The sequence below is a fragment of the Streptosporangium becharense genome, assembly GCF_014204985.1.
Taxonomy (GTDB): Bacteria; Actinomycetota; Actinomycetes; order Streptosporangiales; family Streptosporangiaceae; genus Streptosporangium; species Streptosporangium becharense.
Genome location: NZ_JACHMP010000001.1, coordinates 3,731,726 through 3,746,934, shown reverse-complemented (window position 1 = coordinate 3,746,934; position 15,209 = coordinate 3,731,726). Strand labels below are relative to the sequence as shown.

Below are 15,209 nucleotides of genomic sequence, written 5' to 3'. Positions count from 1 at the left end.
GGTGTCCTACGCTTGGCCGTGTACAGGTGATCGTCGGCCTGGCCGGCGTCCGGACCCCTGAGGCGAATGAAGGCAATCCTCCCAGGCTCGATCCCCGCGATGCGGATCTTCGCCTCGGTCTCCGCGACGCGGCGGGGTCTCCAGGCCCGTCCACTGCTCGCGGACGGGCTGCTCGCGGCCGCGCTGGCCGCGCTGACGCTGCTGTTGCGGCTGGGCGAGGGGCTCCCCGTCGGCACGGCCGACGGGGCGAGGGTGACCGCGTTGCTGCTGATGCAGGCCGTGCCGCTGGTATGGCGCCGATCGCACCCGTGGCCGGTCATGGCAGCGGTCGCCGCCGCCTACGTTGCCTACGAGCTGGCCGACCCCATGGTCGACTTCAAGGACGGAGTGTGCATCCTCTTCGCCGGTTACGCCGTCGCCCGTCACGCGCGTTCACCGGGAAACACCGCCGTGGTCGGCGTGGTCGCGGCCGCGGTGCTGACACCGGAGTTCGCCGGGCCGTGGCTGAGCCTGCCGGTCCCGCGGGAGCCGGTGGCGGGCCCTGCCGCGGTGATGCTGGTCGTCGCGCTGTCAGTGGGAGTCTGGCGGCTTGGCGTCTCTCAACGTCACATCCACGCCGACGCGGCCCGTTTGCGGGAACTGGCGGAAAGGCTCCGTGCCGAGCGGGAGATCAGCACCCGGCGCGCGGTGGTGGCCGAGCGCGCACGCATCGCCCGGGACCTGCACGACCTGGTCGCCCACCACGTCAGCGCGATCGCGATGCAGGCGCGCGCCACGGCCGACGTGATGTCCGACGATCCCGGCCACCCGCTGGTCCACCGGGGCGTGACGGGGATCGGGACGGCCGCCGACGCCGCGCTGATCGAGATGCGGCGGTTGCTCGGGCTGCTCGTCGACGACCGCGACCCGTCCGGCTTGCGGCCGGAACCGTCCCTGCGCCACCTGGACCGGCTTGCCGCCGCAGCCACCGCCGCGGGGTGCCGGACGGAGATCGACGCCGACCCGGTGGACGGTCTCCCGCCCGCGGTGCAGGTCTCGGCCTACCGGGTCGTCCAGGAGGCGCTCACCAACGTCCTCAAACACGCGGGCCCGACCGATGTACGGATCGTCGTGCGCCGGAACGAGACACGGTTGACCGTCACGGTGGGCAACGGGCCGCCGGCACCGGCGCACGCACCGCTGGCCGGCTCCGGACTCGGCCTCATCGGCATGCGCGAACGTGTCGCGCTGTTCGGCGGCACCCTGCGCGCCGGCCCCTGTGAGGACGGCGGATGGCGGACAGAGGCCGACTTCCGCCTCGCGGGTACGGTGCCGGCCCCGTCGCCCGCCGAACCTTCCTCGGAAGGCGCAGCGTGATGTCCATCCGCGTGCTCGTCGCCGACGATCAGGAGCTGGTCAGGTCGGCGTTGCGCGTCATGATCGAGCGGCGTGCCGGGCTGAGCGTCGTGGGGGAGGCCGCCGACGGCCAGGAGGCCGTGGCCGCGGCCTTCGTCCTGAGGCCCGACGTGGTGCTGATGGACGTGCGCATGCCCGGCCTGACCGGCGTCGAGGCGACCGGCCGCATCCTGCGTGACTGGCCGCACGGGGATCCACGCCCGCGCGTGCTGATGCTGACCACGTTCGACGTGGACGAATACGTCCACGCCTCCTTGCGTGCCGGCGCCAGTGGGTTCCTGCTGAAGAACAGTTCCTCCGACCAGCTCGCCGACGCCATCCGCACGGTCGCCGCGGGGGAGGCCATGCTGGCCCCCACCGTCACCCGGCGGCTCATCGGTGCGTTCACCACCATCCCGGAGGTCCTGCTCGCCGAGCCGCGCTCCGGAACCGGCCCGCGTGCGCCGAGGCGGACCGGGCGCCTCGGCGCGCTCACCGCACGGGAGAGCGAGGTACTGATCCTGGTGGCCAGAGGGCTGTCCAACGTCCAGATCGCCAGGAGCCTGGGGTTGTCGGAGGCCGGGGTCAAAAGCCGGGTGAACCGCATCCTCACCAGGCTCGGACTGGAGAACCGCGTCCAGGCGGCGATCCTGGCCTACGAGGCCGGTCTGCTGGAGGGCCCAGCCCGGGACGCCTCTGGGTGAAGCCGCCACCGGAGTACGGCATGGACGGGCCGCTCCCACCTGAGATGCTCCACGTCTTCCGGACAACGGGAAATGCGACTGCTCGACAGCCCGATCACTTCTCCTCCCCGGAATCTGCAGCCGCGGAGTCGTTCTGAGGGATGACACTCCGGAAATCCTCGATCAGCGGCCACAGTGGACTGTCCTTCTGGTGGAAGGTGTCGACATCGATGCGCTGGTCCTTGCTGATGATCTTCGCGTTCGACGCGTCGTCCTCCTCGACCGGTGTGATGGCTGATTGACTCGTTTTCTCCGAGTCATCGCGACCGGCCAGATGGACTCCTACTACGACAATCAGAGCAACGCCCGAGGCCGCCATCAGCCAGTAGCGGCATGCCCGGCCAAACCTGGAGCACGTCGAATCTTCCACAATCACCCGTCTTATCCAATACCTACGGACAAGTCCGGTGTTTCACGAACGAGGCGTTAGAGCAGCAAGGGCCTGATGCCTTGCCCCCAGCTTGGAAGACTGCGGTACACACAATCCGGTGGTCTGCGGCGCTCCAGGTCAGGGTGGGATCGGCTCTCCCCGCGAGTCCCCGTGATTCCCCCTTGGTAACCCTTCTGATGGGCACGCAGCTTGGTCACCCTCCTGATGGGCACGCAGCGGGCACAACCACCTCAGACGGGTCAAGGTGGAGGGCCCAGGTGAGGGCCGGCTGACGGTTCCACTACTTCCCGGCTTGGACGTTCGGCACCTTCCGCGTGACATCGGTGTTCGCCCACCGGTCATGAAGCGTCCGGCCTTCAGGGTCGAGAAGCGCCCACACCCCGTCCACGATGAAAACGATCGGCCCGTAGAACGGCACGAAGACCAGAATCGGGAAGATCAGCGTGCGGAGGGCCGTCCTTCCCACCGTCGGCCGTACCGTCGTCCGCGTGGAGACGAGGCGGATGCGCAGCAGACGCTTGCCTGGTGTCTGTCCCCACAGACTGTGCTGCACCCAGAAATACAGAAACACAGCGAACAGGGCGGGTAACCGTTCGGGATCCGCGTTGTCCAGCGAGAGCTCCGCCTCGTTCAAGAGCCCGTAACGCAGGCGGATGGAGGGCGAGAACTCGTCGACGCCGGTCAGCAACAGAATGGGTTGGACGACGAAGGTGAGGACCACGACGACGATCGCGTAGTCGACCAGCAGCGCCACCGGCCGGCGCCAGGTCACACCGGTCGACGAGGCGACCTCCGGTCGTTTCGAGGTGGTATCGCTCATCATCCGGGTGACGAGCAGGACGAGCGCGGCGGCACCCAGGAGGCAGAGCTGGGTGCTTCCCCAGCTGCTCATCACCGTGGCGAACCATTCGGTACTGAGGATGGGGATACCGTCGCACACCTCCGCCGAGGCGTAGAGGGGGGTGACCGGTTTGATGACCGCGATCAGGACGAGAACACCTGCCGTTCGCCGGCCTGTGCTCCGTGGATTCCTGCGGCCCAGGCAGGCGAGAAATCCCCCCAGGACCAACAGTGCCGGGACAGCCCACGCCTCCACGTTCTGCATGATCCCATCGAGATCACCTCGCAGGGCGTCCAGCGGTGACGCCTCCGACCACCCGGAACCCACGCATGCGTACATCTTGACCGGACCGGGGTGAAGCCGAAAGCGCCACTCCTCCCACGTCGGGAAGGCGGCGACGGCCGCGGCCACCATCCAGGTCAGTAATGCCGGCCTCGACAACGGGGGGGAGCTCGACAAGGCGGTCCCTTCATAGGCTGGGACACACCTTATCGATCTTGAGGTGACACGCGCCGACAACTGGCCAAAATCAGCGGAAAGCTATTTCCGCTTACGCAAACCAGGAAATCAAACCTCCAGACACCCGTCCGGAAAGACGCATGTTGATCATGACCGTCCTACGGAGAAGCAGTTCGGCACAGTGATCATGTTCACCGTGACTCCCCGCCGTTCCCCTCGTTCCCCGCCACATTATTCACGCGACGGACACGGCCGGCAGACTCACCACGCGATCAAGGATGCACCCGTCTTCCTTCAGTCCCGATACGCCTCCTGCTGTCATGACGACCGGGAGCACAGTTACGGCGTGACAGTCGACACCTTGGACAATCCGGGATGGCGCCTGAAGGCCGACCTCGTCAACACATCTCTTGCCGGGGTCTTGCCGGACCGCCTAGTGGTGGAACGCGCCAAGGATGACTGGGGGCACGCCCGGAACGACGGAATCCACTTCGAAGGAGCATATGGGCCTCTGAACCTCGGTGAGGTGTCGGAAGCATTTCGAGACTCCGCCGGCAATGCTGTCTCACCCCTGACCGATGCTCTCCCCGGGCGGGCAAAAGACGACTGCCCGGGAAGCCCCTGCGACGGCATCCGACATAATCACCGAATGTTCAACTTCGGAATCCCCGGATACAGGCCGGAATGGTTGAGCGGACGCTCGTCGATCACTGCTGTTCATGGGGCGAGACTGGGCCGCCTCGTCGACCGACGACTGACCCGAGCGCTGCTGGTGTGGGATCTTGACGAGGACAAGTGGTTCGCCGACTGCCCGGTCCTCTTGGACTTCGAGGGCGAACAGGTCGAGATCAACCACTGGAAGTTCGACGAGCTCTCCATCACCTGGAACACCATCGATCCGGTGCGCTCGCCCGACTGGCCGGACTTTCACCTCGCGTGGCGAGACGACGTACCAGATGAACTCACCGCACTGGTCGGGCAGCCTTGTTCGGCAGTGGACCTGCTGATGTGGAGGGACAGGGATCTCGTGGAGGGGACGATCGTGTCTTTGGGTTTCGGCTTTCCGAACGGCCAAGTGACGATCTACAACGCGCTTGATGAGAACGGCATGGAGTTCACTCCACCCGACGACCACTACACGCGATACAGCCTGGCCTTCTGACACGTGCAGAACCGATCCCCGGCATCGACGCCCTTCCGTCCGCGATCAGGATGCTTCATGCTGCTGACCTCGCTGGTTGCACTGGTGAGCGACGGGGAGTGACGACGCGTGAAGAGGCGGAGCGTGACCCTAATGATGATCATGGTATTAGCCGCCGTGCCGACGCTCAACACCGCCGCCCCGCTGGATTGTCGAGTGCGACCACTCACAGACGCCGACCACCTCACGCTGGATGAGTCATTCCTTGAGTGGCAGAGGGAGGAGCTGCGAAAAGAGAGGGTTCTCTCGGCTGGCCCGTCCCCGTCTTGGATGACGGCCAGCGGTGCTGTACATGATGGAAGAGCGAGGGCTGTAGCGCCGCCCGTCGGCGTTGAGATCGTGGAGCCACCAGGCTGTCCCGAGATCAGCGATTCACACTGGGCTAGGAGCTGTTCGGGGTTCGGATCATGCGGTTGAGGTGAGGAGCTTCAGCCACATGATCGAGCCTCGAAGGTGGAGTCCGGCCTCGTAGCTTTCCGGGGCTTTGTCGTAACGGGTCGCCAGACCACGCCAGGCCTTGATCTTCTGGAAGCAGCGTTCAACGGTGTTGCGCTCCTTGTACAGGCCGATGTCGTGGCTGACGGGCCGGCCGCCCCGGCTGCCTTTCTTCTTGCGGTTGGCGGCCTGGTCCTTCTTCTCTGGGATGACCGCCTTGACATGGCGTTTGCGCAGGTAGGCGCGGTTGGCGCGGGACGAGTACGCCTTGTCCGCGGCGACCGCGTCCGGCCGGGTGCGGGGCCGGCCGACCGGACCGGGAACGCGGATCTTGTCCACGACGGTGATGAACTGCGGGCAGTCGGCGGCCTGCCCGGGTGTGAGCACGAAAGCCAGCGGCAGCCCGGCGGCGTCGACCGCGGCATGGACCTTGCTGCTCAGCCCGCCCCGGGATCGGCCGAGCCCGGCAGCCTTGGCCCGGGCCCTGCGGCGTCGCCGCAGCGCGGCACGATCTTGGTCCGACGACGCGTCCGCGCCGTCCGCGCCGAGGGCGACCTGCGGCGCATCACCCGCAGCACCGGCGGCTGCTCCGGCAGCGGAGCCCCCTTTTCCTCGGTCAGGGCCTGCTCCAGCGCATCCAGGGTCTCCCCGGCCACCGCCAGCCCGGCCGACTCCTGATGCGCCCGCACGATCGTGGAGTCCACGCTGACCAGCTCCAGCCCGACCTGCCCGCGCGATGCGGCCTCGGCGATCAACGCGTCCATCAGAGCCTGGAACACCCCGGCCCTGGCCCAGCCGTTGAACCGGGAGTAGAGCGTGGACCAGGGCCCGTAGCGTTCCGGGACATCACGCCAGCCCGACCCGGTGCGAAACCGCCACAGGATCCCGTTGAACTGATCACGCATCCGCCGCGGCAGCGGCCCGGTGGCCGCCACCGGCAGACACGGCTCGATCAACGCCCACTCGGCATCCGTCACATCAAAGCGCGCCACGTCCGAGTTCTACCAGCCGCGGCCGGCTCACCACCGGACCCCACCTAGATCCGAACCCCAAACAGCTCCTAGGAGCTGTTCGGGGTTCGGATCATGCGGTTGAGGTGAGGAGCTTCAGCCACATGATCGAGCCTCGAAGGTGGAGTCCGGCCTCGTAGCTTTCCGGGGCTTTGTCGTAACGGGTCGCCAGACCACGCCAGGCCTTGATCTTCTGGAAGCAGCGTTCAACGGTGTTGCGCTCCTTGTACAGGCCGATGTCGTGGCTGACGGGCCGGCCGCCCCGGCTGCCTTTCTTCTTGCGGTTGGCGGCCTGGTCCTTCTTCTCTGGGATGACCGCCTTGACATGGCGTTTGCGCAGGTAGGCGCGGTTGGCGCGGGACGAGTACGCCTTGTCCGCGGCGACCGCGTCCGGCCGGGTGCGGGGCCGGCCGACCGGACCGGGAACGCGGATCTTGTCCACGACGGTGATGAACTGCGGGCAGTCGGCGGCCTGCCCGGGTGTGAGCACGAAAGCCAGCGGCAGCCCGGCGGCGTCGACCGCGGCATGGACCTTGCTGCTCAGCCCGCCCCGGGATCGGCCGAGCCCGGCAGCCTTGGCCCGGGCCCTGCGGCGTCGCCGCAGCGCGGCACGATCTTGGTCCGACGACGCGTCCGCGCCGTCCGCGCCGAGGGCGACCTGCGGCGCATCACCCGCAGCACCGGCGGCTGCTCCGGCAGCGGAGCCCCCTTTTCCTCGGTCAGGGCCTGCTCCAGCGCATCCAGGGTCTCCCCGGCCACCGCCAGCCCGGCCGACTCCTGATGCGCCCGCACGATCGTGGAGTCCACGCTGACCAGCTCCAGCCCGACCTGCCCGCGCGATGCGGCCTCGGCGATCAACGCGTCCATCAGAGCCTGGAACACCCCGGCCCTGGCCCAGCCGTTGAACCGGGAGTAGAGCGTGGACCAGGGCCCGTAGCGTTCCGGGACATCACGCCAGCCCGACCCGGTGCGAAACCGCCACAGGATCCCGTTGAACTGATCACGCATCCGCCGCGGCAGCGGCCCGGTGGCCGCCACCGGCAGACACGGCTCGATCAACGCCCACTCGGCATCCGTCACATCAAAGCGCGCCACGTCCGAGTTCTACCAGCCGCGGCCGGCTCACCACCGGACCCCACCTAGATCCGAACCCCAAACAGCTCCTAGACGGGCTGATGTCTCTCGCGCTCCGAAATCGCCGCTCTGTGGGGGCAGACAATGAAAGCCGCTTCTCCTGCGTGGTCGGCGTCGAATACGACCCGGCCACCGGGGAACCCATCCGGACGGAACTCGCCAGTCCCCTCTACCGGTACGAGGAGCCCTGAAGCCGATGCGCGTCACCTTCGCCACCGAAGCGGCCCCCGGCCATCCCGATCGCCCCAATGAGGACTTCATCGCCGCCACCCCGGACGCGGTCGTCCTGCTGGACGGCGCCGGCACCCCGGCCGGTTCGGAGTCGGGCTGTACGCACGGGGTCGCCTGGTACGTACGCTGTCTCGGCTCCACCCTTCTCGCAGCCATGACGCAGAACGCCAAGCCCCTGACCGCGATCCTCGCCGAGGGCATCAAGGCCGTGGCGTCCCTGCACGACTTCACCTGCGACCTCGCGCACGCGGGCTCACCCTCGGCCACCGTGGTCATGCTCCGCCGTGCGGACGACGCCCTGGAGTGGCTGGTCCTGGCCGACTCCGTCCTCGTCCTGGACGTGGCCGGCACGGCGGAGCCGACAGTCATCTGCGATGCTCGGGAAGCCCAGGTCGGTGCGGCCTACCGAGCGGCCATGGACGCCCTCGCCTCGGGCAGCCCCGAGCACGTCGCCGCCCATCGGGCGTACGTGGAGACCCTGCGAGACCACCGTAACCGCGACGGCGGCTTCTGGGTCGCCTCCGTCGATCCCCTCGTAGCCGGCCAGGCCCTCACCGGCACGATCTCCGCTGACCGGGTACGCGCCATGGCGGTGCTGAGCGACGGCGCCTCCCGCCTCGTCGACCGCTTCCACCTGGCCACCTGGCGGGAGCTCCTCGGCCTTCTCGACCATGATGGTCCGGCCGAGCTGATCCGCCGGGTCCGTGAGGCCGAGCGCTCCGACCTCCACGGCACGCGCTGGCCCCGCGGCAAGACCTTCGACGACGCCACTGCGGCCTACTGCCGCATCTGACCTGCTCCACCCACCATCAGCCGTCTCCCAGGTCACGGACAGGACGGTCGATGTCGCCCGCGGCGTGAGCCCGCGAGCCGTGACGGGAGGGTCCCGACTACCCCGGGGCTTCTTTCTCCATGCTGAGCTGGGGAACGCCCGTTCCATCCCTCGGACGTCCCCCGACCAGCGACATGGGGCCGCTCACGGCGGCACACGGCTGCGTACCCCCGAAACGATCAACGGCGTCCCACCCGGGGAAACCCCCTGGTCAGACGCCGTTTCTCAAGGTCGGCGGAGAGCGTGGGATTCGAACCCACGAGGACTGTCACCAGCCCTAGCGGTTTTCAAGAGGGCTGCGTTCCGAGCAATGACAGTACCTCTGACCAGGGCGAAGACTTCTGCCTGACCTTCAGCCACCGAAGATCATCCCGCACATATCCCACACGTCGACACCCGGTGGGCCGGGCTGAAGGACGAACCCCGACCCACCGATCGCCTGGTCTACGGAGCAGAAGTTAGGACTGTGCCCGAGCCATGAAGTTAGCGATGGCCAGGGCGAGGGTCATGAAGCCTGCGAACCCCCCCGCACCAATAAGTACCGCAAGCGCGGCCGGAGTCCCTCCAATCCAGGCCAGAGTTCCCCCAATGATGCCGACAACGAAGCTTGCGGTGGCGATGACTGCCACCCAAAGGCCCTGGGTGTTGCCCATTCATTCTCCTCATGACGTGACAAGGCAAGGTCGTGATCCCGCCGAGCGGCGCCGGACCGCCGATTGCTCATGGGCACAAGCGCTGGTTAGTCTGCACGTGCAGGAACAGTTACCTAGCGCCTGGATCCAAGCTTGGAGTCCGGTGTTTTATACCGCTAGAGGGCTCGGAACCGCTGGTACCGGTTCCGAGCCCTCTAGCGGCTACCGCCCCCCTTCCACACTCGTACTCATGCTTGAACTCCTGTTCCTCTCGATGCCGAGAGGCCTTGACACGTCCATCGTGATACCCCGAGAAGGAGAGCGCTCCATCGAGCCATTGACCTGTTGCCCCGCATGCAGTTATGTAGTCACGCGCGCGCACGCGCGCACGCGACACTGGATGCGGGTCAACAGGTCAGAAGAAGGTGACCGTGAGTACCGAAAGTGCACAGCGGCTAGAGACTAGAGCGAAGAAGTTGAAGGCCAATGCAAAGATCTATGCCCATGCGCGCAACTCCTGCAAAAATCTCTACTATCGCTCGCGTAGACATATTTGGGAAGTCCACATCCGCCGCGCTTTCATTTTGGCGAGATATGAGCCATTTAGATTAAGCCTCGACAAGAGTGATTCCATCGAAGAATTCTCCCCGTCATGGGATCGCTCTCCACTCACCTCACTTATCTCGTCTCGCGGAATCGCAATTCAGCTATTTCTAATTTGCCTATTTGAAGCTCAATCCAGATGTCAACCGGGCGTCGAACCGAAGAATAACCGACCGCTTCAACCAAAAACGGACGAGGTGGCATGGCTAGATTTGCTCGCAACCCACGCGAGCGCGAAAGCGCCAGCAACCCCTAGAGATAATCGCCTTCGCCAGATAAAAAAAGCCCTTCTCCACTTGGAGCGAGAGCTTCTCGTAGAGATTCCGGGGGGCAAACACACTAATGACAGATTCCAAGGATTCAGGCTCTTAAACGAGAGCGGCATGCCTACTCAAAGCAATTCGCTTGTCAGGTATAGCGTTCCGCTTGACCAGGAGGACACACTAAAGCTACCCATAGACTTCTTCTTGATGGGATGGGTCCATGTACTTTCTCCTGCAGAAATCGCAACCTACCTTATGCTCCTCGACCTGAAAGAGCAACACAAAGAGGCCCACGATTCACATGGAATTTTTTCTCCATCTCACATTAGAGTCGAGAGGTACACACTGAGCCGAGATTCTTATGAGAGCCACCAGTCTCTGGCAAAATACGGACTGATCAAGAAAGTTCCAAATGCCAATCGTTACGATAATGGAAAAGTTTCAAGCTTTCGATCTCCACTCCAGTCGCATCATTTCAAGATTAGCAAAGGCGCACTGTCGCGCGACGCATTCAAGATCACTTCGGGGATATCACAACAAGCAATACCTGGCGAGGAATAGAAAGTTCACGGGCGAAAATCCCAGCATGGAGGACTCTCTCATCACTCATGCAAGGCACCATGGCCAGGTACACGACTGATTGGGAAAATGAGTACGTGACCTCGATACCTTTGCGTAGGACGGCTGCCCGGTATTCGGTGGGCTGGGGCTGAGGAACGAAGTCCCAGACCTGCGATCGCCCCCGGCCCTGAGCGGGGATCAGCCGTCTTCTGGCGATCGTCGGGTGCAACCGTCCGCGACCTGGGAAGAGCACCCTGGGCCGGCGTGTTGATCTGTGCTCGGGGTGGCGGTGCGGCCCTCGTGCGGCGGCCGGTGGTCGGGTACGGCGGGCGGTGGGTGCGGTGCGCGGCCCGGAGTCCCGCGCCGGCCGGGACCGGCCCCCAGGCCGCATGCCCGGACGGCTGGCGGGCGGCGGGCCGTGCGGCGGCGCGCCGCGCCGCCGCGCTTGATACCCATGAGAACAATTCGGCAGTGCTCGCGGTACGTGCCGGTGCGTCACTCGTGAAGCTGTGGCGTTCCGAGCAGGCGGGTACCGTCGTGGTGGCGGATGGCCGGCGGCTGGTCGTGGTGCATGGCGTCGAGGACGCGGATGGCGAAGGCTTCGGAGGCGAGTTCCCGGACCTCCTCGGCGGTGACCCAGCGGAAGGCGCGGGTCTCGTCGGTTTCGGTGAGGTGGCCGCCGATGACCTTGCAGCGGAAGACCAGGGCGACGATGCCGCGGGCCATGTTCTTGTAGACGCCGGTCAGGGTGACGGGTTCGACCTCCAGGCCGGTCTCTTCGCGGATCTCGCGGAGCAGGCCGGCGGTGATGTCCTCGTCGCGTTCCAGGACTCCGCCGGGTGCTTCCCAGTGGCCGTTGTCGCGGCGTTGGGTGAGGAGCGCGCGGCCCTGGTCGTCGATGATCACACCGGCCACGCTGACCGAGTGCGTGTTGTGGTGATCCATCGCATTACCTCCGGGGCCGCTGATCGCTATTCTCGAACGGCGGTACACGTATGTACGAGTTGAGGAGTGGTCGTGGCCGAGCTGCCGTTGCCGGATCTAGACCCGACCAGTGATCGGGCCGTCTTCCGGCAGATCGCCGACCACATCCGTACCGTGATCGAGCAGGGTGTCCTCGCCGAAGGCGACAAGGTGCCCTCGGAAGCTCGGCTCATGCAACATTACGGGGTCGCGCGGATGACCATCCGCAACGCGCTCCAGGTCCTCCAGGGTGAAGGACTGACCGTGGCCGAGCATGGGCGGGGTGTCTTCGTCCGTTCGCATCCTCCGGTGCGGCGGCTGGCCTCCGACCGGTTCGCGCGTCGCCATCGCGAGCAGGGCAAGGCGGCGTTCATCGCGGAGACGGAAGGGGCCGGCGGAAAGCCGTCCGTCGACTCCATCGCGATCACCGAGGAGCGGGCGTCGGCGGATGTGGCCGAGCGGCTTGGACTCTCCTCGGAGGATCAGGTGATCCGGCGGTCGCGCCGGTATCTGATCAACGGTCAGCCGGTGGAGACGGCGGTGTCGTACATCCCGGCGCAGATCGCCCGAGGTACGCGGATCGAGCAGCCGGACAGCGGTCCGGGTGGGATCTACGCCCGGCTGGAGGAGTTGGGTCACCGGTTGGACCACTTCGTGGAGGAGATCCGGTCCCGGATGCCGCTGCGCGACGAGGTGCGGGCGCTGAAGCTGGCTCCCGGTGTTCCGGTGTTTCACCTGGTCCGCACGGCGTATGACACCGACGGTCGTGCCGTGGAGGTGTGTGACACGGTGATGTCCAGTGACGCCTATGTGCTCTCGTACGAGCTGCCTGCGCGATAGGACTTGACGAACTCCTCTAGAGGAGTCATAAATGTCTTGCACCATTACTCCTATAGACGAGTAGGCGTCTGTAGTGGTTGATCTCCGGCGCGGTTCAGTGGACCCGAAGGGCGAGGCCTCATGACGAATCAGTGCGTGTCCTGTGAGGGGCGGGGGTGGAAGTACGTCAGTCCGCGGGGCGGTTTGCTCGCCGGGACGCGGGAGGCGGTGCCGTTCTTCCGGGTGCGTGATGACTGCTCGGCCTGCTGGGGGACGCACCCGGCGGAAGCGGTCGAGCCGGCGCGGCCGGACGTCGCTTCGGGGCGGGCGTCGTGAGCGGGCCGGTGGGCTTGGGGGCGGTCCTGCCGCGGGAGGCGGCCGAGTCCCTGCGGGCCGAACTGGGCCGCCTGCGGATCTCCGCCGACGTGCACGAGGGCCACCGGCTGGCGCTGGTGTCGGTCTGGGTGGGCCTGGTCGTCTGGTGCGACGGGCAGCGGTTTTGGTGGCGTACCAGCTGGAACGCGCGGCGTCGGCGCTTCGTCTATGCCTGGCATTCCTCGTCGGAGCCTGAGGGTGCGGCGCGCCGGGTGGCGCTGTGGTACGCGCAGTTGCGCCGTGAGGGGCCGGTGCTGCCCGAGGGGGTCGACCATGGGCCGCGTTGAGGGGGCTGAGGCGCCGGTGACGCTCGCGCAGTTGGTGGCGCGTTTCGGGCGGGCCTGGACGATCTGCGAGGCGGTCGGGGGCGGCTGGTACGCGGTGCGGCGGGCGGGCATCTCGGTCTATGGGCGCCATCACGGCCTGTCCGATGTCCGGTGCGGGGCCACCCTGGCGGAACTGGCGCGTCACCTGGAGGCGGAGAAGCGGCTGGAGGGCCAGACCTGGCAGCGTGCACCGACGCGCCCGGCGCCCTGACCCCATGGGCGAGTGCGGCGGTGCGGGCGACGACATCGGCGGAGGGCCTCCCGGCGTCCGCGCCGCCGCGCTCTTGTTTGTGCAGGTGACCAGCTAGGTGAGGTAGGCCGTCCGCGTCTATGCTGACGATAAGTCGAGCAGTTGGGTTATTGTCATGTCTGTTTCCGGGGAAGAGTACGCTCCTCCGAAGTATGCGCAGATCGTCACGGCGATTCGGAACAAGATCGCTGACGGTACGTATCCGCCGGGTTCTCAGCTGCCGTCGGAGACACAGCTGATCCGGGAGTTCGCGGTCAGCCGTCCCACCGTGGTGCGGGCGCTTCAGGTGTTGCAGCTGCGCGGTTTCATCGATCGCGAGCACGGCAAGGGCTCGTATGTGAAGGCGGCTCCGCCGGTGGCTGAGGATGACTTCTCCCGGCCGGCCCGCGCCGTGCTCGATCGCGCCGAAGCGGTGCAGGGCGGTTCGGTGGTCGAGGCGGGGGCGTGTCCGGCTCCGGCGCATGTGGCCGCGGCGCTGGCCCTGCCGGAGGGGACGCCGGTGGTGATGCGCCGGGTGCTGCTGAGCGACGGCACCGACCCGTGCGAGCTGATCACTTTCTGGTGTCCGATCGAGCTGGCCGAGGGGACCGATCTGGGCAAGGCGGTGCCGCTGTCGGCGGGCATTCGCCAGCACATGCAGGCGGTCAAGGGGCTGCGGCTGGATCACGTCACCGAGCGGCTGGCGGCGCGTCATCCGTCCCGGGAAGAGCGGGAGTTGCTGGGCCTGGAGACGACGGCGGCGGTGCTGGGCGTGGTGGCGCGGGTGTTCGCGGCGAACCGGCTGGTCATGCTCATCGAGGTGGCGCTTCCCGGGGTGCTCCATGAGCTGGAGGACACCTACGCCCTGTGATGTGACACAGATCACACGACACGACGGAAACTCGTATTGTCGAGTATCCGTTCCTCAGTTAGCTTGTAACTCGACAGTACGAGTTATCGACAGTTCGACAGGAGAGAACATCATGGCCATCCACGGCCCCATCCCCGTCACCTTCGAGCAGGTCTTCCCGCACGGCTGCTACATCGTCGGCGAGATCGAGCAGGTCAAGGACTTCGACGCCTCCTCCGGCGGACGCACCGTGTTCGCCAAGGACAAGACCACCGGCGAACTCATCTGGCAGGTCGCCGTCATGGACGCCGACCCGAACGTCAAGGCCGGGCAGAAGACCGTCTCGGTCAAGCTCCTGTCCCCGGTGCAGCCGGTCGTCCCGCCCGCGCTGCCGGGGCTGCCGTTCGTGCCGGTCGAGTTCGACGGCATGACCGTCACTCCCTACGTCGCGCAGAACACCGGCCGCCTGGCCTACTCCATCCGCGCCACCGCGCTGCGCGCTCCCCGCACCACCGGCACTCCGGTCAAGCAGAACGGCGCGGTCAAGGAGGCCGCGGCATGACCGAGCCCGCCCCCTATACCTTCGTCACCGCGTCGATCGACGAGGCCGGCACCCGGCTCGGCATCTCCTTCCGCACCGCCGACCTGGCGGTCAGCGTGCTGGGCGCCGACCGACACCGGCCGGTCCTGGACATCTCCGGCCTCCAGGCACGGGTGTCGATCTCCACCACCGGCGGCGGCCCGGTCACCGCCCAGGACCTCACGCTCGCCCGGCAGCTCGCCGACGCCGCCACCCGCTACCTGACGGCGTGCGAACGCCTACACACCGACCAGGTGACCGATTCCACCGCCTCGGCCTCCGGCGAGGCCGCGGCCTGACACGCAAGCGGGGCCGCCGAAAGCGGCAACTTCCGGCGGCCCCTCGACTCTCCCTCGC

Annotated in this window: 16 protein-coding genes and 2 pseudogenes; 12 read left to right on the top strand and 6 right to left on the bottom strand. The window is 66.6% G+C overall.

Going from position 1 to position 15,209, the window contains the following annotated elements; translation table 11 throughout:
• Positions 1-66 precede the first annotated feature (66 nt).
• Both F4562_RS16290 and F4562_RS16285 read left to right on the top strand, forming a co-directional pair.
• The gene (locus tag F4562_RS16290) at positions 67-1,356 is read left to right on the top strand and encodes a sensor histidine kinase (protein ID WP_184547669.1); all 1,290 of its coding nucleotides are present in this window, start codon (positions 67-69) and stop codon (positions 1,354-1,356) included.
• Positions 1,356-2,078: a response regulator transcription factor gene (locus tag F4562_RS16285; protein ID WP_184547671.1), complete on the top strand. Its 723-nt coding sequence runs from the start codon at positions 1,356-1,358 to the stop codon at positions 2,076-2,078. The genes F4562_RS16290 and F4562_RS16285 overlap by 1 nt, the downstream gene beginning before the upstream one ends.
• A 94-nt stretch (positions 2,079-2,172) precedes the next feature.
• On the opposite strand, the gene F4562_RS16280 is transcribed toward F4562_RS16285, so the two are convergent.
• Both F4562_RS16280 and F4562_RS16275 read right to left on the bottom strand, forming a co-directional pair.
• A complete protein-coding gene (locus F4562_RS16280) occupies positions 2,173-2,493 on the bottom strand; it encodes a hypothetical protein (protein ID WP_184547673.1) in 321 nt (106 codons plus the stop codon).
• A 295-nt stretch (positions 2,494-2,788) separates the two neighbouring features.
• Entirely contained in the window at positions 2,789-3,613 is an 825-nt protein-coding gene (locus F4562_RS16275) for an RDD family protein (RefSeq protein ID WP_184547675.1), read from the bottom strand.
• Positions 3,614-3,995: 382 nt separating this feature from the next.
• Here F4562_RS16275 and F4562_RS16270 point away from each other — a divergent pair, with 382 nt between their 5' ends.
• Together F4562_RS16270 and F4562_RS16265 are read left to right on the top strand one after the other, a co-directional pair.
• Positions 3,996-4,970: an Imm53 family immunity protein gene (locus F4562_RS16270; RefSeq protein WP_246474081.1), complete on the top strand. Its 975-nt coding sequence runs from the start codon at positions 3,996-3,998 to the stop codon at positions 4,968-4,970.
• A gap of 132 nt (positions 4,971-5,102) precedes the next feature.
• A complete protein-coding gene (locus F4562_RS16265) occupies positions 5,103-5,426 on the top strand; it encodes a hypothetical protein (protein WP_184547679.1) in 324 nt (107 codons plus the stop codon).
• On the opposite strand, the pseudogene F4562_RS16260 reads toward F4562_RS16265, so the two are convergent.
• Positions 5,415-6,436, bottom strand: a pseudogene (locus F4562_RS16260) (IS5 family transposase). The gene F4562_RS16265 and the pseudogene F4562_RS16260 overlap by 12 nt on opposite strands.
• A 91-nt stretch (positions 6,437-6,527) precedes the next feature.
• Positions 6,528-7,549 (bottom strand): annotated as a pseudogene (locus tag F4562_RS16255) (IS5 family transposase).
• A 235-nt stretch (positions 7,550-7,784) separates the two neighbouring features.
• Here F4562_RS16255 and F4562_RS16250 point away from each other — a divergent pair.
• Positions 7,785-8,612, top strand: a complete 828-nt coding sequence (locus F4562_RS16250) for a protein phosphatase 2C domain-containing protein (RefSeq protein WP_184537108.1) — start codon at positions 7,785-7,787, stop codon at positions 8,610-8,612.
• A 497-nt stretch (positions 8,613-9,109) separates the two neighbouring features.
• Here F4562_RS16250 and F4562_RS16245 read toward each other — a convergent pair whose 3' ends face one another.
• Complete coding sequence (locus tag F4562_RS16245; RefSeq protein ID WP_184537111.1) at positions 9,110-9,304, bottom strand: hypothetical protein; 195 nt, start codon at positions 9,302-9,304, stop codon at positions 9,110-9,112.
• Positions 9,305-9,714: 410 nt separating this feature from the next.
• Between F4562_RS16245 and F4562_RS16240 the strand changes: the two genes are divergently transcribed.
• Positions 9,715-10,710, top strand: a complete 996-nt coding sequence (locus F4562_RS16240; protein WP_184537113.1) for a hypothetical protein — start codon at positions 9,715-9,717, stop codon at positions 10,708-10,710.
• Positions 10,711-11,205: 495 nt separating this feature from the next.
• Here the strand turns inward: F4562_RS16240 and F4562_RS16235 are convergent, their stop codons facing one another.
• A complete protein-coding gene (locus F4562_RS16235) occupies positions 11,206-11,655 on the bottom strand; it encodes an NUDIX hydrolase (RefSeq protein WP_184537115.1) in 450 nt (149 codons plus the stop codon).
• A gap of 72 nt (positions 11,656-11,727) precedes the next feature.
• Here F4562_RS16235 and F4562_RS16230 point away from each other — a divergent pair, with 72 nt between their 5' ends.
• From F4562_RS16230 to F4562_RS16205, 6 genes are all read left to right on the top strand, one after another.
• The gene (locus tag F4562_RS16230) at positions 11,728-12,513 is read left to right on the top strand and encodes a GntR family transcriptional regulator (RefSeq protein ID WP_184537117.1); all 786 of its coding nucleotides are present in this window, start codon (positions 11,728-11,730) and stop codon (positions 12,511-12,513) included.
• 311 nt (positions 12,514-12,824) lie between these two features.
• Positions 12,825-13,154, top strand: a complete 330-nt coding sequence (locus F4562_RS16225; RefSeq protein WP_184537119.1) for a hypothetical protein — start codon at positions 12,825-12,827, stop codon at positions 13,152-13,154.
• Positions 13,141-13,404: a hypothetical protein gene (locus F4562_RS16220; protein ID WP_184537121.1), complete on the top strand. Its 264-nt coding sequence runs from the start codon at positions 13,141-13,143 to the stop codon at positions 13,402-13,404. The genes F4562_RS16225 and F4562_RS16220 overlap by 14 nt, the downstream gene beginning before the upstream one ends.
• A 154-nt stretch (positions 13,405-13,558) precedes the next feature.
• The gene (locus tag F4562_RS16215) at positions 13,559-14,293 is read left to right on the top strand and encodes a GntR family transcriptional regulator (protein WP_184537123.1); all 735 of its coding nucleotides are present in this window, start codon (positions 13,559-13,561) and stop codon (positions 14,291-14,293) included.
• 112 nt (positions 14,294-14,405) lie between these two features.
• Positions 14,406-14,834, top strand: coding sequence for a plasmid replication, integration and excision activator (locus F4562_RS16210; RefSeq protein WP_184537125.1), 429 nt, complete (start codon positions 14,406-14,408; stop codon positions 14,832-14,834).
• Complete coding sequence (locus F4562_RS16205; RefSeq protein ID WP_184537127.1) at positions 14,831-15,151, top strand: hypothetical protein; 321 nt, start codon at positions 14,831-14,833, stop codon at positions 15,149-15,151. The genes F4562_RS16210 and F4562_RS16205 overlap by 4 nt, the downstream gene beginning before the upstream one ends.
• The last annotated feature ends 58 nt before the right edge of the window (positions 15,152-15,209 follow it).